At 58.6% G+C, this 25,968-nt stretch carries 27 protein-coding genes, 1 pseudogene and 1 riboswitch; of the genes and pseudogenes, 9 read left to right on the top strand and 19 right to left on the bottom strand.

Annotation, left to right across the window (positions count from 1 at the left end; all coding sequences use genetic code 11):
• Nucleotides 1-2 precede the first annotated feature (2 nt).
• A complete protein-coding gene (gene panB, locus ACWR1S_RS06025) occupies nt 3-818 on the top strand; it encodes a 3-methyl-2-oxobutanoate hydroxymethyltransferase (RefSeq protein WP_454562812.1) in 816 nt (271 codons plus the stop codon).
• Here panB and ACWR1S_RS06020 read toward each other — a convergent pair.
• From ACWR1S_RS06020 to ACWR1S_RS05990, 7 genes are all read right to left on the bottom strand, one after another.
• Nucleotides 806-2,215: an aminotransferase-like domain-containing protein gene (locus ACWR1S_RS06020; RefSeq protein WP_454562811.1), complete on the bottom strand. Its 1,410-nt coding sequence runs from the start codon at nt 2,213-2,215 to the stop codon at nt 806-808. The genes panB and ACWR1S_RS06020 overlap by 13 nt on opposite strands.
• A 102-nt stretch (nt 2,216-2,317) precedes the next feature.
• On the bottom strand, nt 2,318-3,382 hold the full coding sequence (locus ACWR1S_RS06015) for an NAD(P)/FAD-dependent oxidoreductase (RefSeq protein ID WP_454562810.1): 1,065 nt from the start codon (nt 3,380-3,382) through the stop codon (nt 2,318-2,320).
• A gap of 104 nt (nt 3,383-3,486) precedes the next feature.
• The gene (locus ACWR1S_RS06010) at nt 3,487-3,963 is read right to left on the bottom strand and encodes a hemerythrin domain-containing protein (protein ID WP_454562809.1); all 477 of its coding nucleotides are present in this window, start codon (nt 3,961-3,963) and stop codon (nt 3,487-3,489) included.
• Nucleotides 3,964-4,202: 239 nt separating this feature from the next.
• On the bottom strand, nt 4,203-4,403 hold the full coding sequence (locus ACWR1S_RS06005) for a PLDc N-terminal domain-containing protein (RefSeq protein WP_077572531.1): 201 nt from the start codon (nt 4,401-4,403) through the stop codon (nt 4,203-4,205).
• 50 nt (nt 4,404-4,453) lie between these two features.
• Nucleotides 4,454-5,374, bottom strand: a complete 921-nt coding sequence (locus ACWR1S_RS06000) for an ABC transporter substrate-binding protein (RefSeq protein ID WP_454562808.1) — start codon at nt 5,372-5,374, stop codon at nt 4,454-4,456.
• Nucleotides 5,371-5,730: a (2Fe-2S) ferredoxin domain-containing protein gene (locus ACWR1S_RS05995; RefSeq protein ID WP_454562807.1), complete on the bottom strand. Its 360-nt coding sequence runs from the start codon at nt 5,728-5,730 to the stop codon at nt 5,371-5,373. The genes ACWR1S_RS06000 and ACWR1S_RS05995 overlap by 4 nt, the downstream gene beginning before the upstream one ends.
• On the bottom strand, nt 5,730-7,667 hold the full coding sequence (locus ACWR1S_RS05990; protein ID WP_454562806.1) for a TonB-dependent receptor plug domain-containing protein: 1,938 nt from the start codon (nt 7,665-7,667) through the stop codon (nt 5,730-5,732). The genes ACWR1S_RS05995 and ACWR1S_RS05990 overlap by 1 nt, the downstream gene beginning before the upstream one ends.
• A gap of 92 nt (nt 7,668-7,759) precedes the next feature.
• Nucleotides 7,760-7,965, bottom strand: a riboswitch (cobalamin riboswitch).
• A gap of 165 nt (nt 7,966-8,130) precedes the next feature.
• On the opposite strand from ACWR1S_RS05990, the gene ACWR1S_RS05985 reads away from it, so the two are divergent.
• From ACWR1S_RS05985 to ACWR1S_RS05975, 3 genes are all read left to right on the top strand, one after another.
• A complete protein-coding gene (locus ACWR1S_RS05985; RefSeq protein ID WP_454562805.1) occupies nt 8,131-11,961 on the top strand; it encodes an autotransporter outer membrane beta-barrel domain-containing protein in 3,831 nt (1,276 codons plus the stop codon).
• A gap of 186 nt (nt 11,962-12,147) precedes the next feature.
• A complete protein-coding gene (locus tag ACWR1S_RS05980; protein WP_454562804.1) occupies nt 12,148-13,275 on the top strand; it encodes a saccharopine dehydrogenase family protein in 1,128 nt (375 codons plus the stop codon).
• A 1-nt stretch (nt 13,276) separates the two neighbouring features.
• Nucleotides 13,277-13,768, top strand: a complete 492-nt coding sequence (locus tag ACWR1S_RS05975) for a DUF2269 family protein (protein ID WP_454562803.1) — start codon at nt 13,277-13,279, stop codon at nt 13,766-13,768.
• On the opposite strand, the gene ACWR1S_RS05970 is transcribed toward ACWR1S_RS05975, so the two are convergent.
• The 4 genes from ACWR1S_RS05970 to ACWR1S_RS05955 all read right to left on the bottom strand — a co-directional run bounded on the left by ACWR1S_RS05970 (nt 13,752) and on the right by ACWR1S_RS05955 (nt 16,517).
• Nucleotides 13,752-14,219, bottom strand: a complete 468-nt coding sequence (locus ACWR1S_RS05970) for a thiol-disulfide oxidoreductase DCC family protein (RefSeq protein WP_454562802.1) — start codon at nt 14,217-14,219, stop codon at nt 13,752-13,754. The two genes, ACWR1S_RS05975 and ACWR1S_RS05970, sit on opposite strands and share 17 nt — an antisense overlap.
• Before the next feature lie 135 nt (nt 14,220-14,354).
• Nucleotides 14,355-15,356 (bottom strand): acyltransferase family protein, encoded by a 1,002-nt coding sequence (locus ACWR1S_RS05965; RefSeq protein ID WP_454562801.1) that lies wholly within the window; start codon nt 15,354-15,356, stop codon nt 14,355-14,357.
• A gap of 140 nt (nt 15,357-15,496) precedes the next feature.
• The gene (locus ACWR1S_RS05960; RefSeq protein ID WP_454562800.1) at nt 15,497-16,057 is read right to left on the bottom strand and encodes a nucleotidyltransferase family protein; all 561 of its coding nucleotides are present in this window, start codon (nt 16,055-16,057) and stop codon (nt 15,497-15,499) included.
• A gap of 241 nt (nt 16,058-16,298) precedes the next feature.
• Nucleotides 16,299-16,517, bottom strand: a complete 219-nt coding sequence (locus ACWR1S_RS05955) for a hypothetical protein (protein WP_007916145.1) — start codon at nt 16,515-16,517, stop codon at nt 16,299-16,301.
• 389 nt (nt 16,518-16,906) lie between these two features.
• Here ACWR1S_RS05955 and ACWR1S_RS05950 point away from each other — a divergent pair, with 389 nt between their 5' ends.
• Complete coding sequence (locus tag ACWR1S_RS05950) at nt 16,907-18,121, top strand: aldose 1-epimerase family protein (protein WP_454562799.1); 1,215 nt, start codon at nt 16,907-16,909, stop codon at nt 18,119-18,121.
• A gap of 136 nt (nt 18,122-18,257) precedes the next feature.
• Here the strand turns inward: ACWR1S_RS05950 and ACWR1S_RS05945 are convergent, their stop codons facing one another.
• The 4 genes and pseudogenes from ACWR1S_RS05945 to ACWR1S_RS05930 form a co-directional block, all read right to left on the bottom strand.
• A complete protein-coding gene (locus tag ACWR1S_RS05945) occupies nt 18,258-18,404 on the bottom strand; it encodes a DUF6124 family protein (RefSeq protein WP_404942996.1) in 147 nt (48 codons plus the stop codon).
• A gap of 476 nt (nt 18,405-18,880) precedes the next feature.
• Nucleotides 18,881-19,273 carry a hypothetical protein gene (locus tag ACWR1S_RS05940; protein WP_454562798.1) on the bottom strand — a complete coding sequence of 131 codons (393 nt, stop codon included), beginning with the start codon at nt 19,271-19,273 and terminating at the stop codon, nt 18,881-18,883.
• Nucleotides 19,254-20,387 (bottom strand): annotated as a pseudogene (locus ACWR1S_RS05935) (polymorphic toxin type 44 domain-containing protein). The gene ACWR1S_RS05940 and the pseudogene ACWR1S_RS05935 overlap by 20 nt, the downstream one beginning before the upstream one ends.
• 246 nt (nt 20,388-20,633) lie before the next feature.
• Nucleotides 20,634-20,996 carry a DUF6124 family protein gene (locus ACWR1S_RS05930; RefSeq protein ID WP_454562797.1) on the bottom strand — a complete coding sequence of 121 codons (363 nt, stop codon included), beginning with the start codon at nt 20,994-20,996 and terminating at the stop codon, nt 20,634-20,636.
• A 495-nt stretch (nt 20,997-21,491) separates the two neighbouring features.
• On the opposite strand from ACWR1S_RS05930, the gene ACWR1S_RS05925 reads away from it, so the two are divergent.
• Complete coding sequence (locus ACWR1S_RS05925; protein WP_454562796.1) at nt 21,492-22,499, top strand: NAD(P)-dependent oxidoreductase; 1,008 nt, start codon at nt 21,492-21,494, stop codon at nt 22,497-22,499.
• 110 nt (nt 22,500-22,609) lie between these two features.
• Here ACWR1S_RS05925 and ACWR1S_RS05920 read toward each other — a convergent pair whose 3' ends face one another.
• Both ACWR1S_RS05920 and ACWR1S_RS05915 read right to left on the bottom strand, forming a co-directional pair.
• Nucleotides 22,610-23,038 carry a hypothetical protein gene (locus ACWR1S_RS05920; protein ID WP_454562795.1) on the bottom strand — a complete coding sequence of 143 codons (429 nt, stop codon included), beginning with the start codon at nt 23,036-23,038 and terminating at the stop codon, nt 22,610-22,612.
• Between the two features lies 1 nt (nt 23,039).
• Nucleotides 23,040-23,327, bottom strand: a complete 288-nt coding sequence (locus ACWR1S_RS05915) for a hypothetical protein (protein ID WP_454562794.1) — start codon at nt 23,325-23,327, stop codon at nt 23,040-23,042.
• Nucleotides 23,328-23,503: 176 nt separating this feature from the next.
• Between ACWR1S_RS05915 and ACWR1S_RS05910 the strand changes: the two genes are divergently transcribed.
• Nucleotides 23,504-23,995, top strand: coding sequence for a hypothetical protein (locus tag ACWR1S_RS05910; RefSeq protein WP_454562793.1), 492 nt, complete (start codon nt 23,504-23,506; stop codon nt 23,993-23,995).
• A 99-nt stretch (nt 23,996-24,094) separates the two neighbouring features.
• Nucleotides 24,095-24,412 (top strand): DUF7677 family protein, encoded by a 318-nt coding sequence (locus ACWR1S_RS05905; RefSeq protein ID WP_454562792.1) that lies wholly within the window; start codon nt 24,095-24,097, stop codon nt 24,410-24,412.
• Between the two features lie 140 nt (nt 24,413-24,552).
• On the opposite strand, the gene ACWR1S_RS05900 is transcribed toward ACWR1S_RS05905, so the two are convergent.
• Nucleotides 24,553-24,801 (bottom strand): DUF6555 family protein, encoded by a 249-nt coding sequence (locus ACWR1S_RS05900; RefSeq protein ID WP_077572547.1) that lies wholly within the window; start codon nt 24,799-24,801, stop codon nt 24,553-24,555.
• Between the two features lie 195 nt (nt 24,802-24,996).
• On the opposite strand from ACWR1S_RS05900, the gene ACWR1S_RS05895 reads away from it, so the two are divergent.
• On the top strand, nt 24,997-25,431 hold the full coding sequence (locus tag ACWR1S_RS05895) for a DNA methylase (protein ID WP_454562791.1): 435 nt from the start codon (nt 24,997-24,999) through the stop codon (nt 25,429-25,431).
• A 47-nt stretch (nt 25,432-25,478) separates the two neighbouring features.
• On the opposite strand, the gene ACWR1S_RS05890 is transcribed toward ACWR1S_RS05895, so the two are convergent.
• Entirely contained in the window at nt 25,479-25,955 is a 477-nt protein-coding gene (locus ACWR1S_RS05890; RefSeq protein ID WP_454562873.1) for a short chain dehydrogenase, read from the bottom strand.
• Between the last annotated feature and the right edge of the window lie 13 nt (nt 25,956-25,968).

Below are 25,968 nucleotides of genomic sequence, written 5' to 3'. Positions count from 1 at the left end.
CCATGAGCCTGCATACCCGCACCAAACGCCTGACCGTGCCGCAACTGGTCGCCATGAAAGGCCAGCAGAAAATCGTCTCGCTCACGGCGTATTCGAGCAGTATCGCCAAGCTGATCGACCCCATCGTCGACTTCATTCTGGTCGGCGATTCCACGGCCATGGTCGGTTATGGCCGCGCCTCGACACTGAGCATGCAGCTTGAAGAAATCATCGGCCACACGCGGGCGGTGGTCGATAGCACGCGCCTGGCCTGTGTGGTGGCCGACATGCCGTTTGGCAGTTATCAGGAATCCAATGAACAGGCCTTTCGCAATTGCGCTCAGGTGCTGGCGCGTACCGGTTGCGATGCGGTGAAACTGGAGGCCAACAAGGCCTTGGCGCCGACGGTCGAGTTTCTGGTGGCGCGCGGGATTCCGGTCATGGCGCACGTCGGGCTGATGCCGCAGTTCGTCAATGTCATGGGCGGCTTCAAGGCTCAAGGTCTGACGGCTGAGACTGGTGCGGTGATTGCTGAAGACGCGCGGGCCAATCTTGAGGCGGGCGCCTTCAGCCTGTTGCTCGAAGGTGTGGCCGAAGGCGTGGCGCGGCAGATTACCCTGGACTCGAAAATGCCCACCATCGGCATCGGCGCCTCACCGGCCTGCGACGGACAGGTGCTGGTCACCGAAGATGTACTCGGCCTGGGCGGTGAGCATCTGCCGCGTTTCGTCAAACGCTACGCCGATGTCGGTGCGGTGATCAGCGAGGCTTGTGCGCAGTTTGCCGACGATGTGCGTCATGGTCGGTTTCCTGAGGCGCGGCATTGCTATGGACTGTAGACGCGGTTTTCTTCGGTGAACGCCTGCGCCAGTCGTTGCACCGCATGGCCGATGTCCTTGTCCCAATCGAGGGTGTAGCTCAGGCGCAGGTGCTGCTGCCAGGCGCCTTGCTGGCTGAAAATCTCGCCGGGGGCGATGACGATCCGCTCGGTCAGCAGGCGCTCGAATACCCGCTGCATGTTGATCGGCCGCACAGTCTTGAGCCAGAAGCTCGCACCGCCCTGTGGGGCGACTACCTGCCACTGACCGTTACCGTGTTCTTCCAACAAGGTCTGTAGCTGTTGCATGCGCTGGCGCAACAGTGCTCGCAGGGTGGTCAGGTGCTGGTCGATGCGCCTGGAGCTGTAGAGTCTGGCAATTGCTTTCTGCCGAACCGGTGAGAGGCGGAATCCACGCTGCATGAACAATCGATGAAATTGCGCGGCCTGCTGGCGACACAGCACGTAGCCGTACGGCGCTTCGCCGCCAATGATCTTGTCGAACGTCGAGAACACCAGCAGCTTGTCCGGGTCGGCAAAATCGCGATAGCGCGCGGGTGAATCGGAGAAACACAACTCGCCCCAAGTGTCGTTTTCGAACAGCCAGATTTCCCGCTCGGTCAGCCAGCGACAGATCTGCTGTTTATCCTGCGCCGGCATCAATTGGCCCTGGGGAATGTTGACCGTGGAGGAGAGCACCGCCAGCCGTATCGGTTCGCGCTTGAGCAGTTCGTTCAGCGCGGGCAGATCGAAGCGGCCGTCTTCACCGAGGGGCACTTCGATGACACGAATGTTGGCCGCCTGCAACTGGCGCAGAATCGCCCACGAGCAGGGCGACTCCACCAGCGCCACAGTGCCACCGAGATTCAAGGCACTGAGCGACAACTCCAATACGCTGCGCAGGTCGGCGCCGATATACACCTGCTCGGCCTGCCAGTGGTTGTGAGCGGAACGGGTGTAGCGTTCCGCCAGGGCGACGCGCAATTCCGGCTCGCCGAGTAGCTGATAGAGCGGTGCATTCGAGGGCGGGTATTGGCGAGTCAGCTCACGCTCCATCATCAACAACGGCCCCTGCAGCGACAGCAGCATCGCCGGGGCATCGCTGCTCAGCGCCAGCATGCCAGGCTGACGGGCGCTGGCGAAGACGTGGTCCAGAAGATTGCCGGAGCTGGTCGTCACAGGCGCCGCCGGCATCGACCGGGTGAAATAGCCGAACCTGGGTTTGGCGTGGATTCTGCCTTCGTCCTCGAGCAGTGCGTAGGCATATTTGGTCGTCGACACCGAAACGCCGAGGCGCAGGGCCAGTTGTCGCAGGGACGGCAGTTTCTGTTCAGTCGTGCCACTGGCCGCCTCGATCAATCCGACGAGGTAGTGGTAGACCGCTTGATAGGCGAACGCGGTGTCCTTGGGGGCCGGCAATGTTGTTCTCCTTTTCACTGCGATTTTCCGCTGTCCGAGTCGCGCAAAATGACCATGCGTTGCTGGTGCGCATTCCTTGCAGCAGACGTCGGCGAGTCTAAATCAAGCGTCGCCTGAGTTCTGAAAAAAGCGCTGAGGACGGCACGATTCAAGGGTCGCAGAGGACTGGTGATCCAGCAGCTCTTCACTGGCGAGGCGCCCGACGATGGCCGCCAGCGTCACACCGGGATGCATCGCACAAACGTAAACTCCGCCGACGCCGGGCAGGTAACCGACCACGGGGATGCCATCAGCGGGCATGGGGCGGATTCCGACGGCGACGGTTTGCGGCTCAATCAAAACCACCCCGTGAAGTTCTTTGCGTATGGCTTCGGCGGTTTGCCGGGCGATGTCCGTCGGCGAGTTACCCGGCGCCTCTCCCAGATAATCTTCAGCGGCAAGCAACGTGCCGTCGGCGCTTTGTCGAATCTCCATTTCGGGGCTGGAGATGATGCCTTTGACGAGGCCCGGTTGGGTCTTGTAGCGGATGAAAATGGCGGGCGAGGCGTCGATGGGCAGGGAGGCGTTGAGCATCTGTGCTAACTGCCGGGTGCCGATTCCTGCGGCAAGCACAACAAGGTCGGCATCGATCGTGCCCGCTGTTGTTTCAACGCCGGTGACCTCTGCGTTGCAGGTTTTGAAAGCGGTCACTCGGGTTTGCGTGAGCAATTGCGCCCCCAGCGCTCGGGCGCCGGCAATCAAGGCGTGGGTGGCCTGCACGGCGTCGAGCGCGCCTTCTTCCGCGCGAAATAACGCGCACGGCGGAGGATTTTTCAGATTGGGTTCGCGGGCAAGCACCTCGGCAGACGATAACAATGTCGCCGACGCCGGATACTCTGCTGATTCGTTGTACGACAAAGCCCCGGTCCAGCGAATCTGCACATCCGGCAGCTCGGTTTCGAGTCGTCGGTATGCTTCTATGGCCATACCGCGCAACTGCGCAATCGGATCAGCGCCGGCGTGCGTGGCAGTGATCCAGGCGAAAGAGCTTGCCGTGACGCCGCTCGCGACCTCGTCAGCCTCGATCAGCGTGACGTGCGCTCCTTTGCCAGACAGGTGATACGCAAGGGATGCGCCGACGATGCCCGCACCGACCACCACAATTCGCCCACGTGCTTTCTGATCCATTTCAACATTCCCTGTTGTCGATCGGCTGATCCTGCAACAGGGGTGACAATGCGAGCAACCAGAAAAAAGCCCGGCCAAAGCCGGGCTCGTCCACTTGCAACGGATCAAGCAGCCATATTTCCCGTGGCTATTTCCTTCTTGCAGCTGGCCTTCATGGCTTCCATCTGCGCGCCCAGTTCTTCGAGTTTTTCCTTGCCGAGGAGCTTTTTCGCCTGAGGAAACATTTCCGTTTCTTCCTCTTCGATATGGTGTTCGAGCAATTCCTTGACCACTTTCACTCGGCCGGAAAACTCCGGGGTGCCCGGGTCGGTCAGTTTCAGATCGGGCAGCACCAGTGAGTCCACGGTGCGGTGTTCTTCCTTGGCTTCGAAGTACATGACGTCCTGTTCCTTACTGCCGGCGGCCTTGAACGCGGGGTAGAGGATTTCCTCTTCGAGGCGGGTATGGATGGAGATTTCCATTTCCAGTTTGCCCAACAGCTCGACACGTTTTTTCAGCGCGCGCTCGGTTGAATCACTGAGTTGGCTAAGGATGTCTTTGACTTTTGCATGATCGGCTTTGAGAAGGTCGATGGCGTTCATGGCGCTGCCTCTGCTGTCACGGAGTGAACACAGGCCGTTGTTTCACGGCGCTGTGAATGCCCTGATTCAGTCGCATTTGCCATGCCAGTCCGTGGCGAATGCTCAATCGCTCTGGATCAAGGGCTTGCGCCGACACGGGCAAAAAGCCTTCGTGCAGCCTGCATGAAGAGGACATTGCAGGCATTGCAGATCACGGCTTCGTCAGATGACAAGCGCCGCGTGCCGGGCAGTCAATCGGATTACGACGCTGAATGACTGACATGCTTGGGTCCCGCCAACGCCCAGGCAATCAAGCCGAACAACGGCACAAACACGATCAGCACGATCCACACGCCTTTGTTGCTCGCTTTCCCCTCGCTCTTGCGCACCCGATTGATGGCCCAGAGTTCGATTAGCAGAAGAACTGCCGCCAGTACGATCCACACGGTTTCGATTTGCATTGGCTACCTCCTGATGGTCTGTGCGTTAGGTGGCGTGCGGTGCGACGGGTTCATTTATTTTTGTTCAGGGCGTTGAGCTGGCGAGCGAGCTCCAGTGCCACCCGACCGCTGTTAAAGGTCGGCAACAGGTGGGTGAAGGGGATGTCGATCATTCGGTTTTCACGCACCGCGCGCAGTTGCGACAACACCGGGTCGTGGGTCAGCAGGTAGCGTTTGCGCCTGGCGGGCGACCATTCGGCGTCGGCCAGCAGGATCACGTCCGGGTCGCTGGCCAGCAGGGTTTCGCTGTTGACGGTGACTCGATACAGGTTGATGTCGGCGAACACATTGCGTGCCCCGGCAGCCGCCAGCAGCGGAGTGACAAATCCGCGTCGGCCTTCGCTGTCGAGGCCTTTGACTTCGCTGTCGAGATAGAACACTGACAATGGTTTAGCCGTACCGGCCAAGGCTCGGGCGCTGGCAATATCCTTTTCCATGGAGTCGATCAACGCTTGGGCTTTTTGCTGCTGGTGCAGCAGCTTGCCCAGCGTCAGCAAGTCATTGCGTACATGCGCGAAATAATCCAGCGAATGCCCGTTGCAGGCGGATTCCAGCAGATACGAACCCACGCCATTACGCGCCAGCCCCGAGCGCGAAGTCACACCGTCGCCGAATGCTGTGGCAAAACCACCGATCACCAGATCCGGCTTCTGTGCGTAAAGCACCTCGCTGGCCGGGTACTGCCGCGCGATTACCGGTACGCCGAAATACATGGACTGTCGCTGCCCGGCAGCGGTGTCATCCAGATACGCCACGCCGACCAGCGCTGGCCCGGCACCCAGTGCGAGTACGAGATCGGCCGCATGCTGATTGAGCGCGACGATGCGTGAGGGCGCAGCGGCGCGCCAGTCTTCGCCGCAATTTTGATAAATGTCAGCGATTACAGGCATTGAACAGAGCAGGGCGCCAAGCGCCAACAGGATCGATCTCATGCCCGCGCCTTGATCAGCAAATCCGCGACAATTTCACCGCCTACCAGATGCCCCTCGACCAGCCGCTGAACATCTTCATGGCTGCGCACGCCATACCAGCAACGCTCGGGATACACCGTCACAATCGGCCCCAGATTGCACGGAAACTGGCAGTGCGTGCGCGTCAGCAAAACGCCGCCCGGCGTCTCGATGCGATCGTGCGCGAGCAAATGCCGGCGCAAGGTTTTCCATAACTGCAAGGCACCACGCTGGGTGCAGCGCGGGCCGGTGCAGAGGAACACATGGCGCGCGTGCTCGGGCACATGTGACCAATCCGGGTGGCTGTCGACGCCGTCGATGGTTTTGATTTCACTCATCAGAAGCGGTACGTGTAGCGCACTTCGGAGGTGAGCGGTCGGCCAAGGTTATCGACGTTGCTTGAACGGCTGGTGACGTAATCGCGGTCGAAAAGGTTTTCCACCAGCAGGCTCACGCGGTGTTGGTGGGCGTTGTCGAGGTAGCGATAAGCGTCGGCGTCGACCACTGAATAATTGCCGTACTCGACCTGCTTCGAGCTTTTGATATCGCGGATATAGCGGATCGCACCGCCAACGCCCCACAGGCGATTTTCCGACTCATAACCCACCCGCGAACGGGCGAAGAAGCTCGGGATGTCGTTGATCGTCACGCCGGTGCGCGACTCGGTGAGGTTGCGGGTCATGTCCGCTTGCAGACTCCATTGATCGTTGAGCGCCAGTTTCGCGTCGGCCTCGAAACCGCGCATCTGGATCGTGCCTTCGCCGTTGACCCACTGAATGTCATCGAGGGTGATCAGGTCGTCGATCTTGCGTTTGAACAGGGTCACGCTGGCGCTGAATTCACGATCCAGCAGAAAGCCTTTGTAGTCGACACCCAGTTCGGCGTTGCGGCTTTTTTCCGGTTTCAGGTTGCGGTTGCCGATCTCGTCGCCCGGCTCGTTGACGAACAGCTGCTCGGCGTTCGGCAGTTTGTAAGCGCTGCCATATTGACCGCGCACCGACCAGTTGTCGTTGAGGTCATACAGCGAAGTGAGCAGGCCGACCGTGGCGCTGTCGCCACCGCTCATGGCCTCGTGACGCACGCCGATACTCGGGTGCCAGTCGGGCAGGGCGTCGATCTGCGGGCGCAATTGCGTGTAGAACGCGTGCGCTTCAGCCTTGTCGTTGTCGATGATCAGCACATCGTCCTGGCCCTTGAACCATTGGTTGTCGCTGCCGAACACCAGCACATGGCCGCCGGGCAATTCAGCCTTGCCTTCGGCCTGCACACCCCAGTCGGTGAAGCCCCAATAGTCGTTGTGGTTGATGACTTTGGTGCCGCCGCCCTCGACGTTGTAGACCCGCGTGTAGCGCGTGTCCCAGTCGTTGATATGGCCTTTGACGAAGTAGCTCAGACGCTCATTAAGGGTCTGCTCGAAGGTCGCCGTGGCGATCTGCTGCACGCGATCGTTGGTGGTCTTGTGGTTGTCGACCGGGCGGGCGAAGTCGAGGTTGGCGTCGGCGTATTGGTAGAACAGTTCCAGCCGCGAATCATCGCCAAACGACTGAATTGCCTTGCCGCCGAAGGTGGTGACTTCGTAGGCGCGGTTCTTCTCGCTGACGTTTTTCATGTCGCGGTTGCGATACGGCTGGTAACCGTCGGAAACGTTGTGGCTGACGTACGCCAGCAAACCAAGATCGCCGAAACCGTTAGTGAAGATGTTCTCGACGCGGGCGTCTTCGGTAGTGCCACCAAAGCTGTCCACACCCAAATTCACTTCGCCGGCGACTTTGCGCGATTGTGGGCTGCGGGTGACGATGTTGATCACGCCGGAAACGGCTTGGGTGCCGAACAACAGGCTCTGGCCGCCCTTGAGCACTTCGATGCGTTCGATGGCGTTGGCTGGCAGGGTGTCCAGATAGAGGCCGCCGTACAGGCGATTGTTCAGGCGTACGCCGTCGAGCAGGATCAGTGTGTCGTCGTTGCGCCCGCCCAGCAGCGAATAGGTGCCGTAGTCGAACGGGCCGTTTTTCGGCGCGACGTACAGGCCGGGAATGAACATCTGCATCACGCGGCTGACATCGGCGCTGGGGCCGGCGCGCTCGATCTGCTCGCGGGTCACAATCTCGACTTTGCTGCCGAACTTCGCCATATCAGCGACGGTGGTGGACTCCACCGACGGCGCAGAAACGATTTGTTGATTGAGCTCCAGTGGCGCGTCATCGGCCAGCAGCAGCGGGCTGAACAGGCAACCAAGGAACAGGGTTGGAGCAGAAGTGTAGAAAGGTCGAATCATTGTCTTCTCGAAAAGGATCTTCGCAGAAGAGCATGCAGGAGAAGGCATCGCGCACAGCCAATACCGGCCCATGCCCGCCCACCGCAGGATTTTGCCAAACGAAATTTCAGGCCGGTCTCCGGGCTCGCGCGTATCGAGGCTTTCACCTTCCCACGGCCGTCTGGCCACAGTGGTGTATCGAAAGCATCACGCGCATACCGTTGCGGGGGCAGCACCGGACTTGTTCGAAAAGAACGTACCGGTTTCCCGTTTCACCCCATGCACGGCGGCATGGGACACCTGAAACTGGGCGGCATCTGAACATTCGAGTGACCGTTCGTCAACTTGCCAGTGCCGACTCTCGGTCCAGGAATTACCAACTTTCGAAATAACTACTAAGGTCTATGACGGTAACCACAACGCAATATTCAGTGGTGTCGACAGGCGCGACTCCTTCGCGAAGAAGTCGAACAAGGAGGTTCTTATGCATGGTGCCAGCGGCCATGTTCATGGCGTGTTCGCCCCGCACTTCATTCGCAACGCTTTACTGGTCGCCATGGCCAATGCGCTGGCGCTGAGCGACGCGCAAGCAGCGTGCGGGCCTTTGGCGGCAGGTGCCTATAACGTTTCGCAAACCTGCTTGCCTGCGGCTGGCGTCGATGCGTCGATCAGCACCCAAACGGGCACCACCATCACCACCACGGCCGGTTCTTCGCTGAACAGTCGCGGCAACAACGCCAACACCACGCTGACGCTCAGCGGCACCACGGTGGACAGCACACCCCCGACAGCCGCCAACGCGGTGTTTGCCAATGTCATCGGCACCACCGGCAACGCGAGCCTGAGCGTCAATGGCGCAACCAACACCGTCAATGTCGGTGGCAGTGGCTTGGACGCGCTGGCGATCACCAATGCCGGCGCCGGGTCATCGACGTTTTCAGTGAGTTCCGGTACCCCGCTGAACATCCTCAACACCGTGGTCGGCAATGAACACGACGGCATCGACATCAATGCCAGCGGCGGCGGCGCGATCAATCTGAACCATCAGGGCAGCGGCCAGATCACCTTGCTCGGCGGCAACGGTATCTGGAGCAAAGCCAGCGGCAGCGGCGACAACAACGTCAACGTCGGCAGCGGCGTGAGCATTCTGGTCAACAATGATGATGCTCTGTCGGCCGGATCTCCTATCGGCGACGAAACGTTGCCCACGGCGGGCATTGGCAACCACGCCGGCGTGCATACCCGCGCAGTCAATGGCAACACCACACTGATCAACGCGGCGAACGTGCAGAGCATCGGCATGAACGCCTTTGGTCTGTTCACCGAAGGCGGCAATGGCATAACCCGCCTCACCAACAGCGGGACGCTCACCACCAGCGGCCTCAACGGTTTCGGCATCCGTTCGTTCGCCACGGCCGGCAGCATCGCCATCGTCAACAGCGGCGCTATCACGACGACGGGCGGCGCCGCGCACGGTATCTATGCCAATGACAACGTCGGCGGCAGCGGCTCGATCAGCGTAGAGAACAACGCCACCATCAACGTCGGCAGCACGGCCAACAGCGCCGGTTCGCGGGCGATTTACGTGATCAAGCGCGGCACCGGTGATGTTGCGATCACCGGTAGCGGCAACATCAACGTCCTCGGCGACATCAACACCACCCGGGCCTACGCGATCATTGTCAGCGCGGAAAACAACAATGTGCTGATCGATTACTCGGGTGATCTGTTTGCCAGTGGTTTTGGCGCGGGCGGTATACGGGTCGACTCGACCGGGGGCAGCGTCCAGGTCAACTATCGCGGCAATCGCATCGAAACCCTGAACAGCAACGCCAACGGCATCTATGTCTCGACGCAGTCGCCGACGGGGACGGTCAACGTCAATTCCGGCGGTACGATCATCACCCACTCGAACGCCGGCTCGGGCGACGGCACGGGCATCGGTTCCTTTGGTATCCAGGCGCTGACGCTGGGCGGCGATGTGGGTGTCGTGTTCAATGGTCCGCTGATCGACGTCAACGGCCAGGGCGCGGCAATTCTCGCTGGCAATGCCTTCAACGCGGGCAGCGGGCTGGGCACATTGAATGTGAGCAACAGCGGGGAATTGATTGCGCGTGGCGATCAACAGCGCGGCATCCGTACGCTGTCGGTGACTGGCGCGCAGAACGTGGTCAACAGCGGCTCGATCCAGACGCTCGGTGCCAGCAACAGTCAGGGCATTCTCGCCGAGGCGTCGGGGGCAGCCGATCTGACAGTCAGCAACAGCGGTGCGATCACCACTCGTGGCATTGGTTCGTCAGCCATCGACGCGTTGACCGAGGGTGGCAGCGCCACCGTCACCAACACGGCAACCCTTCAGGGCGGGCGAGGCGACAGCAGCGGCGTCGCCCTCGGCGGTGCGAGCCAGACGTTGAACAACTCAGGTGCGATCAGTGCGCTCAGCGATGTCGCCGTACGCGCCGATGCGACCACACCGGGCACGACGTTTGCGCTCAACAACACCGGGCAAATGACCGGCGCCGTGAATGCCGTCAGCGCGGCCAGTTCAGTGGCCAACAGCGGCACCTGGACGCTGCGCAATTTTACTGACAGCAGCGGCAGTGGTGCTCGCGATACCTGGGGTGTTGCCGTCAGTGATCTCGGCGCATCGGGTGCCAACAGCATCGACAACAGCGGTGTGATTCGTCTGGCGGCGCAACCGGCGACGGGCATCGTCAACTTCAACGCCAGTGGCGCCTATCTGCCTCTGGGGCAAACGGCCAATACGCCGACGCTGGGTGGCGCGGTGCAGGGCCAGTTGCTCGGGGTCAACCGATTCACCAACAGCGGCACCATTGACCTTGCTGCTGGCAGCAACACCGTCGGCAATGTGCTGTTGATCAGCGGCGCGACCACGGCTGGCACCGATGGCGGCGGGGTGTTCGTGTCCAATGGCGGCCGGCTGCTGCTTAACACCACGTTGAATGGCGGCGGCGCGAACAGCCTCTCCGACATGCTGGTGGTGGATTCGACGACCACCACCAGTGGCCGCACCACCGGCGTGATCGTGAGCAACGTCGGCGGGCAGGGCGAACTGACTCAGGGCAACGGCATTGCGGTGGTCGAACTGCTCAATAAAACCGAAGCCGCGAGTGACGCCAATGCGTTTCAACTGGCCCGGCGTGTCGTCGCCGGCCCCTACGAATATCGTCTGCAACAAGGTGCCGAGGATGGTAGCGGCAAGGACACCTGGTATCTGCGTTCGGACGCGGTGCCTCCGGACGGACCGCCGGACGGTCCTCCCGGTCCTGATCCCGATCCATCCCCAGTGCCCAACTACCGCCCGGAAGTGTCGCTGTACGGCGCAGTCCCCGCATTGGCGTTGGTCTACGGCCGGACGATGGTCGACACCCTTCACGAGCGGGTCGGCGAGGAGCGTCTGAATCGCGGTGATCCGTTGCCCAAGGAAGACGAATCCACCCTGGCGCCGTCAATGGGTTGGGGGCGGGTGATCTACCGCAGCGGCAAACAGGATGGTGATCGCAAAAACGCCGTGGGCAAAACCCCCGAATACAACTATGACCTGACGGCATTTCAGGTCGGCACAGACCTCTACCGTAAGGTCCGGCCTGATGGCAGTCACGAACAGGCCGGGTTGTCGTTGTCCGCCGGCACCATCGACGCCGGCGTCAGCCACTACACCCGGCGCGCCGCCGGCGAAGACACCGTGCGCGCTTACGGCGTCGGGGCATACTGGACGCACTTCGGCCCCTCGGGCTGGTATCTGGACGGGGTGTTGCAGGTCAACCGCTTCGACATCGAAGCCAAACCCAACGACATGGCCAAACTGAAAACCCGTGGCTGGGGCTACACCGCGTCGCTGGAAAACGGCTACCCGTTCGAAGTCGATAAAGACTGGTACATCGAGCCGCAATTGCAGGCGATCTACAGCTATGTCGATCTGGACAGCAGTGATGACGTCGGCGCGAACATTCGCTTCAAGGATGTGGACTCACTGATCGGCCGCGCTGGCGTGCGCATCGCCAAGGACTGGGACACCGAAGGCGTCGACAAGAGCGCACGGCGCACCAACGGCTGGATCCGGCCGAGTATCTGGCATGAATTCAAGGGACAGCCGAAGACCGAGTTTTCCTCTGAATCGGGGTATATCCCGTTCGAGTCAGACCTTCAGGGCACGTGGGGTGAGGTCAATGTGGGGGTGGATTACCAGGCCAACCGACGCACCACGTTTACCGCGTCGGCCGGCTATCGGCAGGGGTTCGACGGTGACAGCCACGGGTATGACGCGATGCTGGGGTTCAAGATCAATTTCTAACGCACTCGGGTACACCGCAAACCCTTGTAGGCCTTCGCCTGCTCGCGATGGCGGTGTGTCAGATAGCAAATCAACACCTGACACACCGCTATCGCGAGCAGGCGAAGGCCTACAGTGGATGGCTTGCTGACGCTCGGCCCTATATCCTTCCCGCCTGTTTGATGGACTGACTTAGGGAAGAATTGCATGCCGTTCAGGGTGATGGTGGTCGGTGGTTACGGAAATTTCGGCAGCATCGTGTGCCGGCATCTGGCGCTGATGCCGGACATCGGACTGGTGCTCTCGGGTCGTGACCCGCGCAAGTTGCAGCGCAAACTCGATGAGCTGAACAGCCAATCGGGCAACGTCTGCGAAGGCTGGTGCGGCGACGCCATGGGGGCGGAGTTCAAAGCCGCGTTGCGCGCGCTGAACATTCAGTTGGTCGTCCACACCGGCGGGCCGTTTCAGGGGCAATCCTATGCGCTCGCCGAAAGTTGCATCGACGCCGGTGTGAACTACTGCGATCTGGCTGACTGCCGCACCTTCGTCAACGGTATCGACGTGCTCGACGCGAGAGCGAAGCAGGCCGGCGTGGCGATCCTCAGTGGTTGCAGCTCGGTGCCGACGCTGTCGTCGGCAATCATCGATGAACAGCGCCAGCGTTTTTCCCGCATCGACTCGATCGAACACGGCATTTCCTCCTCGGCGAAAATGCCCGGGCTGTCGACCATCGAAGGCGTACTCGCCTACGCCGGCAAACCGATCAAGCAACTGAAAAACGGCAGGGTGCATGAAGTGTCCGGCTGGCTGGACCTGACCTTGCGCAAAATGCCGCAGATGGGCACTCGTCTGCTGGCCAACGTTGATGTGCCGGACATGGATATTTTCGCCGGCCGTTATGGCGCGCAGACCCTGAAGTTCAAGGCAGGCGCCGGGCTTAAACTCGGCGGCATCGCCAACGGTCTGCTGGCTCAAGCGCTGAAGGTCGGACTGGTGCGCGACCATGCCCTGTGGGCAGCAAGACTGCATCGCCTCGGCCTGCGTTTCGAACGTTTCGGCGATGGCAAAAGCGCGATGTACATCGACATTCAAGGCCTTGGCGTTGACGGCAAACCGTTGTCGATGACCGCGCAACTCACCGCTCTGAACGACAAAGGCCCGGAAATCCCCAGCTGCGCCGCCGTCGCGCTGGCGACAAAAATGGCCTCAGGCTACGTGCCGGCCGCCGGCGCCCGACCGTGCGTGGGCGAAATCAGTGTCGCCGAGTACATGGCCGCGATCAACGATCCGGACAACCTGAGCCTGGCTGTGCACTTCTCGGACGGGCAGCGCTGACATGCTCTACCTGTGCCTGAAATACCTGCACATCATCGCCGCGATCTTCCTGTTCGGTTTCGGCATGGGCTCCTACCTCTACCTGATCGCCGCCAGCCGCACGCGCAACCCGCAAGTGATAGCGCACGTCGCGCGCATGGTCGTGGGCTTCGACACGTGGATCACCACGCCGGCGGGCTTTGTGCAGATCATCACGGGGTATCTGCTGATGCGACTTTCCGGGCTGAGCATGAGCACCGAGTGGGTGCTGACCTCGTTGATCATCTTCTTCTGCGTCGGCTCGCTGTGGTTACCGGTGCTGCTGTTTCAGAAGCGGCTGTGCGTGATGGCCGCAAGTGCGAGCGAGGTGGGCGCGGCGCTTGATGAGCAGTATCAAGCGGTTTACCGGAAATGGTTCTGGATGGGCGTGATGGGGTTCGCCGGAATGTTTGTCATCGTGCTGATGATGGTGACGAAAATGACGCCGCTGCAATTGTTCAGTTTACTGGCGTAGGTGCAGTTGCTTTGAGGAAGCGCTGTTCATGGTCTGGAGTTGGCAACAGGCAAGTGTCGTACTTGCCGAACAGGCGATAGCGGTTCAGCGTGATACGGTCGTAGGCCCAGTCGCGCAAGCCGCGGGGGAATACCCGCAGCAGTCGCAATGGCTGCCAGCGGGCGGGTAATTGGCTGATGACCTCGAAGAAAGCGTCGGAACGTTCCCAGTAGTGACGGTCGCGGATGACGGCCATGGTGTCGAATTGATCGATGGGCAGGCCGGCCCACGTGAGCAACGCCTGGCCCTCCGGCGATTGAACCGCTGCCAAACGTACGCGACGCAGGTGGTCGTGGCGGATCAGGAACCGCGCCCAGCCGTTGCAGAGTTTGCAGACGCCGTCGAACAGGACCACGGATTCGCCGGGGTTGAGGAGCGGGGCGGGGGTTGGGCGGGTTTTTGGGCTGGGCATGGGGTTTGTATTCAAGAGGTCGAGTGTTGCGATCATAGCGCCGCAAGCCGTTGTTCGCGAATGACTGCACTTGGTCAGAAACCTGGATGGAAGGGACAGACGACGTTTAGGCGCGTGATCTGTCTCCTGGCGCCGTCAAGCAGTTGCCTCACTTTCCCGAACTTCCCTCAGTCGAGCCTTCGATCCGGCCCGAAGCGCATGCCGAAGTTTCAACGCCGGCCGCTCGACGCAATAGTACGAAACACCACTCAGCAAGAACGACAGCACCAGCACCGTCGCAACCTTGTGCCAATCGAAATAGGTGATCGGCCAAAGCCCGTGCAGGAAGTAAATCACCACGAAGTGATTCAGGAACACGCCGTAGCTGATGTTCCCGAGAAACTCGTCAATCCGGTGAAACTTCAGCTTCGTCAACACGTACACAGCAGGAATGCCCAGCGCAATGCCGGCGGCGACTTCCGCGTTGGACGGCCGGCGTTCGATCCAGCCCGCCATAATCGCCACAAAGATCAATGCCGCCGCCACAGCGGTGCCTGCGGCAATCGCTAAACCCTTCGCCTGCGGTTTGTAGAGGTAACTGCCGCACAGGAATATAAACAGGACACCCGGCAACAAGCGGTAGCCGTAGTAGTCGGTGTTGATGAAGCCAAGGCACGCGGGAATGAACACTGCAACGGACAAGGCGAAGGCCACGCCCCGTGCTCGGTAGATGAGCAGAAACGGGATCACCAGGTAAAAGCACATCTCCAGGCCGAGCGACCACGCCGGCGGCACAATCCACGATCCACTCGCGCCGAACATATAGAAACCGAGGGGCACGATCGCGAGGTTCGCGGCGATGTTTCTGAAGGTCAGTTCGGCCCACTGTGGCGTGCCGGGCAGCAGGAAATAGATCACCGTACAAGAAGCGACGAAGTAGAACAGGAATTGCGGGTAAAGACGCAAGGCCCGGTCCAGGTAGAACCGACCGACTTTCTCGGGCGCCTTGTAGTTGCGCTCGATCAGTGAAGTCATCACGAAACCACTGATGAGCAGGAAGGAAATCACGGCAACCACACCCGGGTTGAACCCCATGAACAACTTGCCCATGTGCGAAACAGCGACCAGAACGGCCAACAGCAGACGGTAGGCTCCCACGTGTATCCCCAAACGACCTTGTAGTTATGGCGGGTAAATTACGATGGTTTGTGGGTGGATTACAGGTTTTTCTCCGCGCTCGGGGCTAAAGGAATTCAGCGATAGATGCGATCTGGAAACGAGGCCAGTCGTCATGGACCTTATTGTTGCGTGACGAATGTCAACTCAGGCCAAATCTCACGCCACGCTTTTGATCGAATGCGATCCAGAAACAGATGGGACTTTTCGGATTTGAATCGATCGGTCGGGCGTACCACCCCCGAGAACAAGTCTTCCAGCCCCAACGGTGCTGAAACCTCCACTTCACCGTGATGGTCAAGCCTGACAGCAACGGCAGTCGCAGTTTCGGGCCAGTAAGTCATTGCATCGGCAGCCGATCGATAAGGGGCATCGGCATTGCGCTGATGCATTCGCGCCTGATTTTTTACAGACCAGTTCACTTCACTGCAGAGGCCCGATAGCTTTTTGTCCAAAGCCGAATCCGTTTCTGTTTTGGCACGTGTCGGGTCGAACCAGATGACATCGATGTCATCCGGCAGCGTTGAGGGCTTGCGTTGATGCAGGTGATCCCATACCAGACTGCGCACGAAGCCTGCGCCAATCCAGCAATCCGGCAAGTTCAGATCGCGAGCGATGCGCAGGATTTTCATCCTGACGGGGTCGTGAGTGAGCAACGCCTTAAGTTGTGCTTCGTGCTTCATCGCGTGTTCTCTATCACATCCAGTGACTGCTTAGGAGCCAGAATGGGCATTGGCTATTGTCTGCTTTCGGCCATTAAAAAAGAGACAGATTTATTTTCAGAGAATAAGTTTGTCCCTTTTTTGCTCTACGTAGTCGTATTCGACCGGTTAATCGTTGAGCCATTCGCGGTGGGCGAGAGCGCTCGGCACGGAACCAAGCGCTCAGGGTAGGGCGGGGCACTTACGGCTCCACCCTGGCGTTTCAGCCTTTGTTTGCGTTTAGCTTGCGCAGTTCTTCGTAGGTCGCCGACTGGACGAACCAGAAGCCGGAAATGATGCACCAGCACAGGGTGCCGGCCACGAAGATACCCAGCGCCGGGAGGAACCCGCTGGTGAAAATCGCGACGATAGCGACCAGCCAGATGAACGCCAGGGAGAGATAGAGGACGGTGTTGTTGACGCTGATGACGAAGTCTTTCACGGGGGCATATTCCTTGCAGGATGTAGAAAAATTCCCCCTCTCCGGGGGGCGAACGCATGCTATCACATTGCCTTCACGGTTCAAGGAAGGGGAACTCATTGCCGGCTGGAATGGGGACGGATTTATTCATCAGGCAGACCGGTCGCTTCTGGCCGAAAGCAGACGTCCCTGAGCGGCCACTATCTGCTGACCGTGGGCGAATGGGCCGGTGATGGTGGCTGCCAGAGAGCGGGAGAAGCTAACGGCGGATTTTGCGACAGGGTGTCGACTCGATTTTCGGGTTATCAAAATCTTTCTCGACATACACCAGCGTAGCGTCACCATTTAAGCTTGCTGAAACGTTTCACCCGGTTTATAAAAAGCGCACAACTCCAAGAAAGGCTGCTGCCATGACCCCGCTCAAACTCGTTGTTGCCCTCAGCGCACTGTCCGCTGCTTCCCACGCCATGGCCTGGGATTACGTTCTGCTCGACACCGACAAAGCCGCCCAGAACTGGCAGATCACCAGCCAGCAACTCGGCATAAAAACCGACAAACCCTTCAGCGTTGGCCTGCGCACCTTGCATGGCGGTCGGCAGGAAGGCGTCAGCATTGTCGACATCGATAACGGCACGATGAAACTCTCGGTAGTGCCGACACGGGGAATGAATGTCTTGCAGGCCTCGGTCGGCAATGTGCGCATGGGCTGGGATTCGCCGGTCAAGGAAGTGGTCAATCCGTCCTTCATCGAACTCAATGGCCGCGGCGGTTTGGGCTGGCTGGAAGGTTTCAATGAGTTGGTCACCCGCTGCGGATACGAATGGGTCGGCCACCCCGGCGTCGACAACGGCGAACTGCTGACCCTGCACGGTCGAGCCGCCAACATTCCTGCGAGCAAAGTCACCCTGCACATCGATGAAACACCACCGTACGCCATCACCCTGCGCGGCGAACTGAAAGAGCAGGCGTTCAAGAAGGTCGACTTCTCCGTCGCGACGGAACTGGTCACCGAACCCGGCAGCGTAGTGTTCGCCCTCAACGACACCCTGACCAACAACGGCGACTATCCGAAGGAATACCAGGCGCTGTATCACAGTAACTTCAGCACCCCGTTCCTGGAGCAGGGCGCTCGTTTCGCCGCGCCGGTGAAGCAAGTGTCGCCGTTCAACGACAAGGCCAAGGGCGATCTGCCCGAATGGCAAACCTACCGCGCACCGACCAAGGACTACGACGAAACGGTTTACAACGTGGTGCCGTATGCCGATGCCAAGGGCGATACGTTGACCGTGTTGCATAACAAGGCCGGCAGCCTGGGCGTTTCGGTTGGCTTCAATACGCAGACACTGCCGGTGTTTTCCTTGTGGAAAAACACCGATACCCAAGGCCAGGGCTATGTCACGGGGCTGGAGCCGGGGACAAGTTTTTCTTACAACCGCCGTTATCAGCGGCCACTGAACCTGGTGCCGACAATTGGGCCGAAGGAACACAAGCAGTTCCGCATCAGCTACAGCTTGTTGGCGGATAAGGCAGCAGTTGATAAGGCCTTAAAGCAGGTGAGCGAGATTCAGGGCGGACGCGAGACCGAGGTGCGGCAGACGCCGTTGGTTGATCTGACCAAGGGGTGACACCGGCCAGGGCATTGTCGGCCGATGAGCTGCTCGCAATGACAGAGACTGTCGGCTCTTGGCCAAAAGCAGACGCATTAAGCGTTCTTGATCCCTCTGTGGCGGATACCTGACCGCCGCCACAAAGGGCTTACCCTCAATCCACCGGCACAACCTTATCCAGCGCTCGATTCACCGCCAATTCCCCCAGCATCACCACTTGCGCAATGCCCAGCGCAGTTTTGCGGTGGCCTGTTCCGGCGGATTTGGCGTGATCTTGAACATTGCTTCTTTTTCCTGTTATGTGGCCGCCGCACCGAGCTACTAAACAGGGGGTGGCAGCTGTACGCAGGTTAGTAGACCGGGGAAAAGAAGAAAGCCGGCGCGCCCGAGGGCGCCCTACGCACAGCCGCCATCAAGTGCAGGTACCTGAATACCTTTTGATGGACGCTTGTGCACTTTCATTTACCACGGGTTACTAAACCCGATCACTGGGAATCAGTGACACGAACCAAGTTACCGGCGGTCCCTGAGGCGCACAAGCCGGCGGATTCTGGCGTAGTCGTAGGCAATGGCGCAAGACGTTGTAGCCTGAAGCAGGTAACGCGACGTGTCTTTTAAACAGTGATGGAAAACTCCTAAACACGTCGTTCAAAATGACGCTCGTCAGTCTGTCCTCCAACAAAAAACGGTAGGTTTTATTTCTAGAACCTGGGGACGGGTTTGAGGCAAACCACGCGCAGATACATGGTCTGGTCTCGCATGATCCCTCGACCTTTTCTACTCCGGAAATGGCCCACAGGCTTCAATCGCTTCGTCATCAGTACGGCTATCGATACCACCATCCTCCCCGATGTAAACATCAGTATTCGGCCATTGCGGCTTACCCCGGATGCAATGTGATTTCCCGCCGTTGTTCCAGTCGAACTCCATAAAAAACTGGCTGTTCGGGAAAATATGTCCTGCGCCCCCAGTAACTTCACCCGGGTAGATCTCGCCTTTTGAGATGTCGTGTTGAACATTCAAAATGTAACCGAGGCGCCCTTGTCCCTTCTCAGAGAAGTGGAAGCTCACTTGTGGAGTCGCGACATACCAAAAGGCGATGGGTGCGAGCAACAACGCCACCGCCCAGCGCCGGAAATGCCGTTTCGGTTTATTTGCAGACGTGGTCACGTGTGCCGTCTCCCCAGCTTGAACGTGGTAGTGCTAAAACTTCGCCCATTACCATTTTTGCCGTAATCCCTCCGTTGGGGTGCTGCTTGTAGAGTTTGACGCCAATGCTGATCGAGACTCAGTCGCCTATGTCGTCCCAAGCCCGCATGCCTTCGATGTCCGCTGAGCGGTGAGGCCCTTTCCGTTCGTTCCACTTCTGAATTTTACGAAGGGAGTCAGATGCCACTTGTTCAAGACCGGCTCCGTCCAGAAGAATCTCTTCAGAAAGCCCACCGTAGCGCCCCACGTAGCCATAGTGGATGTTCGACCAGATGTCGTAGAAGTAATCGAGCTGACCTTGCTTCTGCCAAGGACCACCGAACTTTTGCCCAATTGTCACCTTATGATCCCAAGGCCGATTTTGACCTACCCGCTCAGCCCAAAGGCCCATTGCAGTGACAGTGTTAGCAAGTGCAATTGCTTGGAAGTTAGGAGGGGCAAGGCGCGCATACAAAGGTAGCTTTTGAAATTCTGCGTTTTCGGCTGCTGCGTCGTAGCTCAACAGCTTCTTCATTTTGAGTACAGAGGGATGGGTGATGTTGCGGTTCATTTCCCCGGCGATATAGCTGGCCACCTGTTCCATCATGTCAGGGTCTTTGCACGTGACGGCAGCTTTGGGTTCAGGCTTTGCCTTGGGCTTTTTCGGGGTGGGTTTGGGCGTTACAAGAGCGTTTGCGGCTACTGCTTTCTCTTTCAATTTCGGGTCAGCGAGCAGTGTGGCCATTTTTTCGTCATCCACAGAGCCATCTGGACGGAACGCACCGAGCGCCATGAAGTTGATGATGGTTGCACCACCCGCATCCCCCATGACAAAACCACCACCCACATCGCCTGACCCGGAAATGATTGTTCCGCCGTGGCTGGTTGGACTGCCCAAATGGGCCATGGGGCGCCCGTTCACCTGAATGGATGGGAATCCTGTGGTGATCACAGCTCCACAGCCGCAGGTATCGCCAACGCGAGCAGATCCCATGAAGTTAATGTTTACATCACCACTGGCGGAAGCAATCGGGGTAGTGGCGTGACCGGGCATTGGGCAGACATGCTTGTCACCCAATCGAGCGGAGGGAGTCATACGGCATCCTTGTCGTGCAATAAAAATGTCAAATCGTGAAGACTGAAAGTGCTTTTTAGACACGGGGAGATTACCGCACCGGCTCAGGTGAGTCTTTAGGAGCGATCTGAGTTTGTGTTTTTGGCCGACATATTTTATCCGGCAGCTATCGGCCGGGAGTCTCAGTCCTTGGCCGATAACAGACGCGTTAAATATACGTTCCCCACTGTGGCGGCGACCTCACAGCCGCCACAGTGGGAACTCCCATCAGTCCACCGGCACAACTTTATCCAGTGCTTGATTCACCGCCAGTTCCCCCAGCATCACCACTTGCGCAATCCCCAGCGCAGTTTTGCGGTGGCCTGGGTCAAGGAGGGCGGCGAAGTTGCAGAGCATTTCGGTGGCTGAGCTGAGGGATTCGCTGGCGTTAACCAGCAGGGACTCGCTGTCGTAGTCGGAATTGGCGAGAAACATGGGAGCGTGTTTTTTGTCGCTGCCCATGATGCGCTGGGTTGGCGTGAGGTAGTAATCGAGGGCGCGTTCGGCTGCGTCGTTGAGTGTTCGGGAGTCCGGGAATTTGTAGGGTGAGACTGGATCGGTTTCTGGGGGATTCGGCGTTGGTTTGAACATAGATGAAGCTCCATATGGGACTTAAGGAGCCATCACCTTCGCTACCAAACGAAAGGTGGTGGCCATACGAAGGTTGGTAGACCGGCCCATATGGAAAATCCGGCGCGCCCGAGGACGCCCTGCGCATGGCCACCATAAGACAAACGCTGAAACAGCATCTGCGCACGGTGACGTTATGCGTCATATGGAAGCGGGCTACCAAACCCCATCACTGTTTTTCAGTGACCCCGGTACGATAAAACCCGCACCCCAGACACACAAGCCGGCGGATTCTGGCGCAGTCGTAGGCAATGGCGCAAGAAGTTGTAGCCTTAAGCAGGTAACGCGACGTGTCTTTTAAACAGCTACAAAAAACTCCTAAACGCGCCTCATCAACACGCCGTTCAAAATGACATTCGTCGGTCCACCCTCCAGCTCAGTAATGGTGCGGAACCCTCACGACAGGGAACGCACCAACACTAAGTTGCAACCCAAAAAAGACGAGGAAGGATACCCATGTCAGTTCATCCGATTTTGTTTCTGGGCGGCTCCGGCGCCATCGGCCACCGTTCTGCCAAAGCCCTGCGCGCCGCCCATCCCGATGTCCCTTTGCTGATCGGCGGCCGCGACCTGGCCAAGGCTCAACAAGCCGCCGAGGAAATGGGCGGGGCGCAGGGCGTGGTCATTGATCCTGCTGCCGACGACCTGGGGCTGGGCGATCGCCCGGTCAGCGCTGTGGCGGTTTTCTACATGGATCATTCCCTGGCCGGGCTGCGTTTTGCGCAGCAGCGCAAGGTGCCGCACTTGAGCATTTCTTCCGGCGTTTTCGAGATTGCGCCGCAAATCGCCAGTTACATGCATCGCCCTGACGCATCCGCCATCGTGCTGGGTTACGAATGGATGGTGGGTGCAACGACGGTGGCGGCGCTGCACATTGCTGAGGCGTTTGCCCAGGTGCGCGATATTCGCATTGATGCGTTGGTTGACGAGCAGGACGGCGGCGGGCCGACCGTGGCCAAAGATTTTGAACACTTGAGCAAAATGCTGCCCGCCGCCCTGACGCGGCGCGACGGCAATTACATCTGGCGTGAAGGTGAGGAGCAGAACGTCAGCTTCCGTGCGGTGGACGGTACGTTGATGCAAGCCTCTGGCTTCTCGTCCATCGATGTTACCGGGCTGGCTGCCGCCACCGACGCGCCGAATGTGCAGTTCAATCTGGCCAGCGGGGTGAGTTCTTCGCGGCGCGCGGGTCGGCCAATGTCGACCGAGATCCTCATCGAAATGGTCGGTGAGGATCGCCAGGTGCGGACGCTGCACACACGGCATGCCGTCGTTCACCCGGCAGGCGCCGCAGCGTTGACAGCGCTCAGCGTAGCCATGCTGTTGGAGCGACTGCTCGGGCTGGATGGCAAACCACCCACTCCGGCAGGTCTGTACTTCCCTTATCAGTTGCTCGATGCCGATGCTTACCTGGAGCGTTTGAGTAAAGAGGGCGGTGAGCTGCTGGAACTACGAGTGCAGTAACCGTCCTGCGCAGCACCGCCGACTTGCCGCTCATTCAGGTCGGCGGTGATGCGCATTCACTCAACTGTTGAAACGAAAACCGATCTGGTAAGCGTGAACCACCCAGCGAATTATTCCGCGAGCGACTTTTTACAGTCCAATAGCAGGTCACCCAGGAATGGGTGGATTTCCGTCAACTCCATTAAAGCCATCAGCTCTGTGGCACGCGTCCTGATGGGCATCCATTCTTCATGATCAAATATCAGCCGATCATTGCAATGAAATGCGGCCTCGGTAAGGCTATTGCAGCGCTCCCAAATGTCTTCCAGCCGGCTTTTCACGTCCTCCGGTAGCCCGCTGCCGCAGATTGAAAGAACCTTTTCTATCGGAAGAATCATGTCGGACCAGACTTCACAGGCGGGGCAATCCGGAATAGTTGTCTGCTGTATGCCCGAGGTTTGGGCCAGAAACCCAAGCGCTTCGATTACCTCGCATACGGCAAGAACCTGCTTGTACTCATTTTGACCGTACCAACCCCATAGCGTGGTGGAGAACCCCATATCAAACTCCAGAAGAATCCAGCCCCCGAGACCTCACATGTTCTATCGCTTCGAGAAGCTGGCCGTCGAAGTACTCGGAGCCATCTCTTTCCCGCGCTTCGATGCGGTGTTTTGCCTCGATCAAGAGGTGTGCGGGCGCGATATTCTGATTCAAAAAAGTATCGACCATCAGATCGCTCAAATGGATTAGCGGTGTGTCCCATGACTCCTTGCAGCGTTGCATCAGCCCGGTATCGGCATCCCCGCGCCATGGCCCTAAAAGATTCGAGACTGCCAATTCGGGGATCATTAACGTGCCTTACATGAATAGTCGAATTGCCGGACCGCTGGTGGCCAACGCGAGCCGCTACGTGGGCGTGCCGCTCGCGCATTCGGCCACGAAAAAGCATCAGGATGATAGCAAATAGATGGAGCTCCTCTTACGCTAGGTCTTCCGTTAGTCAGCCAGTAATCAGGTGCAGTCCCGTGCGTCACGTCCTCGGCTTATACACCCCGAAAAATATAGACCGATCATGGTTGCTGGACGATCAGGACCTAATTGCTTTCAATACTGATTCCTTTCATTCGCATGGATACTTTTCTCTGATTGCATCTGCTTTTGAACAATATGCGCAGAGAGATGCGGGAATAGGCATTGGAACGATAAACGTGAAGTTCCAGCTCAAACGTGATGACCTGGATGACGCGTTGGAGATTTTAAATAACCTGGAAACGGAGCGCTGTCAGCGACCGGCTCGTTGGCGCGAGCATCTAGGTACCGTTCACTATCCAGGGCAACCCGTGCGGCCGGTTCAACCCTTGTTGTTCAGGAGCCGAGTCTTGCGGCTTGTCCGCATGCTGCAAGCCTTGGTTCACAAAGCCAAAGCCGGAGAGAAGTGGCTGGTTTATGGAAGTGGCGTTTGCTATCGCGCCCTGCGCGGCATAAAACTACCGCCCGGCATTGAGGAGTATTCCTAGCGTCCTGCTAACGGGCAGGGCCATTTGCTTTGCTCGTTCAGGAGGGGGATGAAAATCGCTTCTCAATCAAATCCTTAATGTTGGCTACAAGATCCTGATATGAAAAAGCTAAGTAACGATTTCAGCGGAGCACTCCGAACGTTCGCATACTTCATGGCCAGTGGAAGCCACTACATGCTCGAGGACGTGAAGTACCTCGATATGTATGGCTCAGAGCCCAGTGCAATTGAACAGGTCTTTGCGATATTTGCGAATGTCATAGAGATGGACGACGAAGGCAATGTCCTTAATTTCACTCACGCGCAAAAAAGGGCGACTGACTACCTACGGTCATACTGCGATCGGTCTTTCGAAGTAAAACCGCCTTTTGAGGACTGGGAAACCGAACTCTATGGGCCACCCAAAAGCTGTCGCTAATTTCTAGTTTAGGTGCCAGCCCGAGACATCCGCGGGATGCCCGGGTTTGTATCCGCCTGGCGTCGGCGAGGCGCTTGAGGATCCTCACGGCGACTGCCCAATCCCACCATCCAGCGTATTCCCGATTTGTTTGAGCATGACTATGCCTCTGTCCAGTCCACGGTCGCCGTTTCACGCCACTTAACTTCGGTAATGCCAAAGCGCTCGGCCTGGGGTTTGGAGATCACTTTCAACGGCGGTTTGCCGGGTTTTGGTATTGGCGCGATGCCGGCATCGCAACTCGCCCAATGCCAGGCATCGGCATTGCGCATGGTTTTCGCGCGGATGACGAATGATTTTGGCTGGCCGTGAAGTTTGTATTCGATGACGAAGATGTCGACGTTGCTCATGCGTTCCTCCTTACGCTCATACGCAAATGAGTTTTGCCGATGGAAAAAATTCAAAGGATTTTCGGAGTTTGTTTCAGGCTGCCGACAATTGTTTTGAGTTGAACGGCTGGAGCGGGCGCAAGCCTAAAGATCAAGCCTTGCCGAGTAGACAAGGGCACGAAAAATCCCATCGATTTCAACTCCCGGAGGTAGCCGGTGACCAAGACGATCAGTGCCAGGGATTTGAACATTCAGCTCAAGCACAACGATGACGGTTCCCTGTTCAAATGGCTGCTTGCCAGTTTCCTGATGGGCAAGCGGATACAGGCCGAAATCGCCGCCGAAGCCTATCGGGTGATTGCCGATAAACACGGGCGCGATACACCGCGCAAACTGGCTTCGTGCAGCCATCGCGAACTGGTCGCGATGCTCGGGGAGGCGCATTACGTGCGTTATGACGAGACTACCGCCGTACGGCTTCACGCCTTGGCACGCCGGTTAAACGACGAGTACGCGGGCAAGGTCAGCCAGATGGTCGAGGCCAGCGCTGACCGCACGACGTTTGAGAAGCGACTGGCGCAATTCGAGGGCATCGGTCCGAAAACCGTGGAAATTTTCATGCGCGAAGCAAGCGCTGTACTTGGCTTTTGAGCGCGGGCCGTGACAAGGCAGCGGCCACCACCCGCGTCGTGCAAAGGCTATCTGACGCGACCACCAGAACGATTGATCGCCAACAGGCACAGCCCGACCAGCAATGCAGCGCCTGCAACCAGGAGCGCCGAAGGTTGCATCGGTTGGCGCAAGCCTGCTGCTGTATGCCGCTGCGATATCGCCAGTGGTCGGGGTTCAACGGTCACTTCGTCAAATGACCGGAATGGCGTAACGGCTTCTGCCTGAAACGGCATTTCCTCGATGCTCAGACGCAGGCCGTCTGTCAGCTCCAGTGTCCGTGCGGTGATCGTGCCGACGAGTCTGTCTGGATAAACCGGTTCGCCATTGGGATCGAGTTGGTCATACAGGAAATTCTGCCCTTCAAGCCAGCCCACGGCCGTTTGCAACTCGGGGCCCAGGTAATACTTGCCGTCGAGGAAAAATCCGGAAAATTGCGGCGCGCGCTCGACGCTTTCAATGCGATAACGCTCACCCGGTTTCATACCGGTTTCAGGGGCAATCATGGTCAATCCCTCC

This window comes from Pseudomonas sp. AIG, from assembly GCF_977020205.1.
Note: the sequence above shows the minus strand (reverse complement) of the source record. Positions and strands in the feature narration are given on the sequence as shown.

Coding starts and splice junctions, on each gene's coding strand:
- ACWR1S_RS05920 (WP_454562795.1), bottom strand. CDS start 23,038: ATGGGGTTCTCCACCACGCTATGGGGTTGGTACGGTCAAAATGAGTAC.
- panB (WP_454562812.1), top strand. CDS start 3: ATGAGCCTGCATACCCGCACCAAACGCCTGACCGTGCCGCAACTGGTC.
- ACWR1S_RS05960 (WP_454562800.1), bottom strand. CDS start 16,057: ATGAAGCACGAAGCACAACTTAAGGCGTTGCTCACTCACGACCCCGTC.
- ACWR1S_RS05990 (WP_454562806.1), bottom strand. CDS start 7,667: ATGATTCGACCTTTCTACACTTCTGCTCCAACCCTGTTCCTTGGTTGC.
- ACWR1S_RS05970 (WP_454562802.1), bottom strand. CDS start 14,219: ATGCCCAGCCCAAAAACCCGCCCAACCCCCGCCCCGCTCCTCAACCCC.
- ACWR1S_RS05930 (WP_454562797.1), bottom strand. CDS start 20,996: ATGTTCAAACCAACGCCGAATCCCCCAGAAACCGATCCAGTCTCACCC.
- ACWR1S_RS05950 (WP_454562799.1), top strand. CDS start 16,907: ATGACCCCGCTCAAACTCGTTGTTGCCCTCAGCGCACTGTCCGCTGCT.
- ACWR1S_RS05985 (WP_454562805.1), top strand. CDS start 8,131: ATGCATGGTGCCAGCGGCCATGTTCATGGCGTGTTCGCCCCGCACTTC.
- ACWR1S_RS05925 (WP_454562796.1), top strand. CDS start 21,492: ATGTCAGTTCATCCGATTTTGTTTCTGGGCGGCTCCGGCGCCATCGGC.
- ACWR1S_RS06015 (WP_454562810.1), bottom strand. CDS start 3,382: ATGGATCAGAAAGCACGTGGGCGAATTGTGGTGGTCGGTGCGGGCATC.
- ACWR1S_RS05900 (WP_077572547.1), bottom strand. CDS start 24,801: ATGAGCAACGTCGACATCTTCGTCATCGAATACAAACTTCACGGCCAG.
- ACWR1S_RS05905 (WP_454562792.1), top strand. CDS start 24,095: ATGAAAAAGCTAAGTAACGATTTCAGCGGAGCACTCCGAACGTTCGCA.
- ACWR1S_RS05980 (WP_454562804.1), top strand. CDS start 12,148: ATGCCGTTCAGGGTGATGGTGGTCGGTGGTTACGGAAATTTCGGCAGC.
- ACWR1S_RS05995 (WP_454562807.1), bottom strand. CDS start 5,730: ATGAGTGAAATCAAAACCATCGACGGCGTCGACAGCCACCCGGATTGG.
- ACWR1S_RS05890 (WP_454562873.1), bottom strand. CDS start 25,955: ATGATTGCCCCTGAAACCGGTATGAAACCGGGTGAGCGTTATCGCATT.
- ACWR1S_RS06005 (WP_077572531.1), bottom strand. CDS start 4,403: ATGCAAATCGAAACCGTGTGGATCGTACTGGCGGCAGTTCTTCTGCTA.
- ACWR1S_RS06000 (WP_454562808.1), bottom strand. CDS start 5,374: ATGAGATCGATCCTGTTGGCGCTTGGCGCCCTGCTCTGTTCAATGCCT.
- ACWR1S_RS05975 (WP_454562803.1), top strand. CDS start 13,277: ATGCTCTACCTGTGCCTGAAATACCTGCACATCATCGCCGCGATCTTC.
- ACWR1S_RS05915 (WP_454562794.1), bottom strand. CDS start 23,327: ATGATCCCCGAATTGGCAGTCTCGAATCTTTTAGGGCCATGGCGCGGG.
- ACWR1S_RS06010 (WP_454562809.1), bottom strand. CDS start 3,963: ATGAACGCCATCGACCTTCTCAAAGCCGATCATGCAAAAGTCAAAGAC.